This window comes from Candidatus Acidulodesulfobacterium acidiphilum, assembly GCA_008534395.1.
GTDB lineage: Bacteria > SZUA-79 > SZUA-79 > Acidulodesulfobacterales > Acidulodesulfobacteraceae > Acidulodesulfobacterium_A > Acidulodesulfobacterium_A acidiphilum.
On sequence record SHMQ01000029.1, the window covers coordinates 1 to 4,483 of the forward strand.

A 4,483-nucleotide genomic window follows, 5' to 3' on the forward strand; every position below is an offset into this window, starting at 1 on the left:
TAAACTTTTTAAACCGCTTTAACTTTACGTAATCCTTTAAAGTCGTAACGGCTATATATTTATCGTCGGAATTAAGTATGTTCGTTATTTCTTTAAAATCGGTTTCGGCGTATTCGTAATGGTCGGCAAATTCCATTTTGTAATCCGCAGGCGCGCCGCAGTCGTTCAAATTTTCGTAAAAATAATCCGAATTGCCTATTGCGCATACGGATAGGATTTTGCCGCCTTTAGATTTAAATGATTTTAAATCTTCTAAAGATATAACGTTTTTTTGAGATATAAGTTTATTAGGTTTATAGTAAGAATAAAATACCGGACAATTTTTATTGTATCTTTTTAATTTATTTTCTATATTTGTTTTAAAAGACGATTGATTTTCCAAAAGTTCCGGCCTGCATTTGTTTATAACTGCGATATCGGCATATTTTAAAGCGCTTAGCGGTTCTCTTAAAATTCCTGCGGGGATAACGTCCTGTATGAATATATCTACGCTTGCGTCTATTATAATTACGTTAATATCTTTTTTAATGTTTAACGCCGTGAAACCGTCGTCCAGAATGGCGATTCTTTTATTTCCGCCTAATTCGTCGTGAACGTCTTTGTAGGCGCATTCATATGTTATATCTATTGCCTCTGTTTTTGATTCGGGCGTTTCATCAGGAATAATTTCGTTATTTTCGGCTTGCGAGGTATCTAAATTCCATTCCATTTCCGCAAGGTTGTAATATATTTCGTCGTTGTTAAGGCAGGTTTTAGCAGCCTTAAACCTGTTTTTAGACACGACGACAGGAATATCGATTTTTTTTGATTTAAATTTTTCGACTAAAAGAAGGACTTCGTCAGGCAATTTATTTCTTGATTCGGGAATTTCATACTCCCATGCGGCTATATAGACTTTTTTTTTAAGCGCCCTTTATATCCGCGGGTTATAATGCAGGGTTTTAATCCTTTTTCGTATAAATATTCGGCTAAATTATAAGAGAACGGGGTTTTTCCAGAGCCGCCCATGTTTATATTGCCGAAACTAACTGTAAATATGCCGGAGTTTTTTGCTTTTGCGCCGCTTATACCTCTTTTTATTTGAGAAAACAGGATAACTAGAAAAGATAACGGAAAAAGCGGAAGTTTTGCAAAAAATTTAAATAATTCGCCGCGCTTTTTTTTATTCGTCAAGAAAATCAGGATATATTTGTCAAATTTCATTTTAAAATTTATTCATACCGTTTTTTTTGTTTGATTTTTATTTTTATATCGAAGCCGCCGATTCTTTTATCCTGTTTAATCCTTTTATTATAACGTCTAATCCGGTAGCAAAAGATAATCTTATGAAATTATCGTTTCCGAATTCTACGCCTGGGACAGCCGCAACGAGATATTTATCCAAAAGATAATCGCAATATTCTGAAGAAGAATTTATCGTTTCGCCGTTTGAGTTTTTTAATTTTCCGAATACTTTTGAAATATCTACGAAAAGATAAAAAGCGCCGTCGGGTTTTACCGGAGTCATGCTTTTTATGTTTTTTTCAAAAAAATCAAACATATAATCCCTTCTTTTTTGAAATTCGCCGCGCATCATATCGGTGAATTCGTATCCGCCCTTTAACGCCGCAAGTGCGCCGTATTGGGCAAATGTAGTAGGATTAGAAGTACTCTGCGATTGTATATTGTTCATTGCCGCTATTAAATCCCCTGGCCCCGCCGTATAGCCTATCCTAAAGCCGGTCATTGAATAAGTTTTAGATACGGCGTTGACGGCTATGGTATATTCTTTCATAGATTTGTCCGCAATTAAAACGTTAAAAAACTTTTTGCCGTCGAATATTATTTTTTCGTATATATCGTCGGTTATAATATATATCCCTTGTTTTTTAGCAAAATCTGCGACTTCTATTATATCCTTTTCGTCCATCATTACGCCGGTGGGGTTTGACGGACTGTTGATTATGACGCCTCTTGTTTTGGCGGTTATTCTGTTTTTAAATATTTCAAGGTTAAATTTAAAACCGTTTTTTGAAGTATCCGCAATTACCGGTACGCCGCCGGAAAGTTTTATAATTTCGGTGTATGAAACCCAGTAAGGCGAAGGAACTATTATTTCGTCGCCTTCGTTAAGCATAGCCGTAAAAATATTATATAAAGAATGTTTTCCGCCGCAGGATACCATTATTTCCGAATTTTCATATTTTACGCCGTAATCCGCCGCAAATTTTTCGGCAATAGCTGTTTTCAGTTCGTCTATGCCGGAAACCGGCGTATATTTGGTCTGCCCCTTGTCGAGGGCATCTTTTACGGCTTTTTTTATATAGTCGGGCGTGTCGAAATCCGGTTCGCCGGCGCCGAAGCCCACGACGTCTTTCCCTTCGCTTTTTAGTTTTTTTGCTTTTGCCGTAATCGCAAGAGTAGCCGACGGCTTGATTAAAGAAGCTCTACATGAGAGTTTCATCGTTTTCTCCTTTCGAGTAAATTTTTAAGAGCTCTTCGGCTATTGCCGAAGGCACCATGCTTGAAACGTCTCCTCCAAGTCTGGAAATTTCTTTAACTATGGTGGAGCTTAAAAATGAATACTTTTCGGCAGTCATCATAAATATAGTTTCTATGTCCGGATTAAGCGTCCTGTTTGTAGTAGCGAGCTGAAGCTCGTATTCGAAGTCCGAAACTGCCCTTAATCCCCTTATTATAACTTTTGCTCCTATGCTTTCGACGTACTTAACTAAAAGACCTTTTAAGCCTACAACTTCTACTCTTTCGGAATCTATATCGCTATCTTCTTTTATGGTACCGTTGATCAGTTCTATGCGTTTAGACTGAGAAAAAAGATACGGTTTTTTTTTATTACAGGCTACCGCTACTATAACCTTGTCGAATATATTAAGGCTTCTTTTTAAAACGTCTAAATGTCCGTATGTTATGGGATCAAACGAACCTGGATAAACTCCGATCTTATATTTAATTATATCTGACATAGCCTTTATTTTTACCATAAAACCGATAAAAAAGCAAACGGGAAAAGTTCTTTTTCCGCTGCAAAACCAGTCGGGAGTAAGAGAATAAATAAATCTGACACCTTTAAGGGAGACATTTTGCAATTTTTTATTGATTTATTTTTTAAAATCTGATAAATTAAAAAACTATCTATAATTATATTAAGGAGCATTTTATTATGGCAAATCATAAATCTGCGGAAAAAAGAGCAAGGCAGACTAAAAAAAGAACGGAGCGTAATACCGGCAGTTTATCTAAAATGAAGACTGGAATTAAAAAATTTAAAGCCGCCGTTGCCGAAAACGATAAGGAAAAAGTTGCTTTGCTTTTCAACGCAAACGTATCTTATATTATGCAGTTAGCCGCAAAAAAAATTATTCACAAAAACAATGCATCGAGAAAAGTTTCAGCTCTTGCCAAACTCAAAAATACTATAAAACTTTAATCTTTCATTATAAGAAAAAGGTGTCAGATTTTATTTTATGCATATGAAAAGGAACGGTTAACGATATAAAGATGTTGCATAAAATTAATCTGACACCTTTTTCTATGACACTTTTTTCTAAGGTAAACGGCTAAGCTTAAAAATAAATTCTTCGAAAATCAGATCCGGCGGATAAGACGTCGTTTTAAGTTTTAAATCGGCGTCTTCCAAAAGTTTGACCATATTTCTCAACTCCTTCGCATTAAACAAAGAAAGACGTTTTAAAAATTTTCCTTTAAGAAACGGCAAGACGGTATTTGAGCTTAATATCGTTTCGATGTTCATGCCGGATTTTTGCTGAATTTTCGCCCTGTGAAGTTTTTTCAAGTCGTTGTATAATATTGCTATTATTTTTATAGGTTCTTCTCCGTCTGCATAAAGAACATCGAACATAGAAAAGGCCGCCCTGAAATCCCTGTCCAATATTTTGTCGGTTAAATCGAATACGCTGAATTTTTTTGAAAAAGATATAAGAGATTTTATTTTTTCTATAGGCACTTCCGTTTTTATTTTTGGATCTGCCGATTTTGAACTTACATTAATTCCCGAAGATATTTTGTCTAATTCGGAATCTATGTTAAGCAGATTATTTCCGGTATATCGCATGATGTAATATGCAGACTCCTCCGATATAGATATTCCTTTCTCCCTTGCCAAATTTTTAATATAAGACGGTATTTCGTTATCGTATAGCTTTCTAATTTTATTCAGCTTAAAATAACCTTTATTTTTTAATTCTTTAAAAAATTTCCAGTTTTCGTTTATTTTTGGTTCGTTATAATAAAAGACGGCTAAGGTAGAAGGCGAAGGAGATTTTACGTATTCAAGTATGCTCTCGTCGTTAAGGAAAGAATCGTCGAAATCTTCCGCCTGGACTACTCTTTTCTCCGTAAAAGCCGGATAACTTTCGGCAATATTCAAAAATTCCTGCGGGGAAGGCGCGATAAGTTTATCGAAATTGAAATCGTATTCGTTTTCAGAAAGCGTGCCGGATTTTATTTTCTCTATTTCTTTATT

The 4,483-nt window shown here is 35.3% G+C and carries 6 protein-coding genes; 1 reads left to right on the top strand and 5 read right to left on the bottom strand.

The window, feature by feature from the left end:
* From EVJ48_08195 to EVJ48_08210, 4 genes are all read right to left on the bottom strand, one after another.
* On the bottom strand, nucleotides 1-847 hold an 847-nt coding region (locus EVJ48_08195), incomplete at its 3' end, for a hypothetical protein (protein ID RZV37847.1).
* A 38-nt stretch (nucleotides 848-885) separates the two neighbouring features.
* Nucleotides 886-1,203: a hypothetical protein gene (locus EVJ48_08200; GenBank protein RZV37848.1), complete on the bottom strand. Its 318-nt coding sequence runs from the start codon at nucleotides 1,201-1,203 to the stop codon at nucleotides 886-888.
* Nucleotides 1,204-1,246: 43 nt separating this feature from the next.
* Nucleotides 1,247-2,443: a pyridoxal phosphate-dependent aminotransferase gene (locus EVJ48_08205; protein RZV37849.1), complete on the bottom strand. Its 1,197-nt coding sequence runs from the start codon at nucleotides 2,441-2,443 to the stop codon at nucleotides 1,247-1,249.
* Nucleotides 2,427-2,963, bottom strand: coding sequence for a pantetheine-phosphate adenylyltransferase (locus tag EVJ48_08210; GenBank protein RZV37852.1), 537 nt, complete (start codon nucleotides 2,961-2,963; stop codon nucleotides 2,427-2,429). Before EVJ48_08210 ends, EVJ48_08205 begins: the two co-directional genes overlap by 17 nt.
* Before the next feature lie 197 nt (nucleotides 2,964-3,160).
* Between EVJ48_08210 and EVJ48_08215 the strand changes: the two genes are divergently transcribed.
* Entirely contained in the window at nucleotides 3,161-3,427 is a 267-nt protein-coding gene (locus tag EVJ48_08215) for a 30S ribosomal protein S20 (protein ID RZV37850.1), read from the top strand.
* Nucleotides 3,428-3,544: 117 nt separating this feature from the next.
* On the opposite strand, the gene holA is transcribed toward EVJ48_08215, so the two are convergent.
* A partial coding sequence (gene holA, locus EVJ48_08220; GenBank protein ID RZV37851.1) for a DNA polymerase III subunit delta occupies nucleotides 3,545-4,483 on the bottom strand: 939 nt, incomplete at its 5' end.

Bases quoted from the DNA above. Each gene is read 5' to 3' on its own strand.
- EVJ48_08200 (RZV37848.1), bottom strand. From the start codon at position 1,203: ATGAAATTTGACAAATATATCCTGATTTTCTTGACGAATAAAAAAAAG.
- EVJ48_08205 (RZV37849.1), bottom strand. From the start codon at position 2,443: ATGAAACTCTCATGTAGAGCTTCTTTAATCAAGCCGTCGGCTACTCTT.
- EVJ48_08210 (RZV37852.1), bottom strand. From the start codon at position 2,963: ATGTCAGATATAATTAAATATAAGATCGGAGTTTATCCAGGTTCGTTT.
- EVJ48_08215 (RZV37850.1), top strand. From the start codon at position 3,161: ATGGCAAATCATAAATCTGCGGAAAAAAGAGCAAGGCAGACTAAAAAA.